The organism is Cellulomonas telluris (assembly GCF_004886325.1).
In the GTDB taxonomy this organism is placed as follows: domain Bacteria; phylum Actinomycetota; class Actinomycetes; order Actinomycetales; family Cellulomonadaceae; genus Cellulomonas; species Cellulomonas telluris.
Genome location: NZ_QXFN01000096.1, coordinates 1 through 535, shown reverse-complemented (window position 1 = coordinate 535; position 535 = coordinate 1). Strand labels below are relative to the sequence as shown.

Annotated in this window: 1 protein-coding gene; it reads right to left on the bottom strand. The window is 74.4% G+C overall.

The window, feature by feature from the left end; genetic code table 11:
• Window positions 1–313 precede the first annotated feature (313 nt).
• Window positions 314–535 (bottom strand): hypothetical protein (locus tag FB586_RS19610; protein ID WP_168800632.1); only part of this gene is annotated, 222 nt, incomplete at its 5' end.

Below are 535 nucleotides of genomic sequence, written 5' to 3'. Positions count from 1 at the left end.
GCCTGGCTGGTCGGCTGTGAAGCACCGACGCCGTCGTCGACCGACCCGCCGACCGTCGGACCGGACCAGAACGAGGCCCAGAAGACGGCCGCCACCAGGACGAGCGCGACGACCGGAGCCCAGACCTCGGCGCGCGACCAGCGCGGGCCGCTCGTCGTCCGGGGGTCCTTGTGCGTCACGGCCAGCCTTCGTCGAGAGGTGAGCCGTGCGCCGAGGCCGCCGTCAGCGGGTTGGTACGGCTCGCGGGGGCAAGCCTAACGGGGGCGCCACAGGGCGTACCAACCTTCGCGGGATCCGGCCGCGCCCCCACCCGTCAGGAGCCGGGGACCAGCAGCGGGTCGTAGACCTGGAACTGCTGCTGCGGGTCCATCGACGCGCCCGGCACCGGGGGCAGCCCGAGGGTGCGGGTCACCAGGTTGGTGAGGTCGCCGACCCGGATCGGCTGGTCGCCGGAGTAGGGCACCTGCGCCTTGCCGGGCGAGACGAACGCCGGGTTGAGGCCGTAGAGGTCGCTGCCGGCCGGGACGCCGGGACC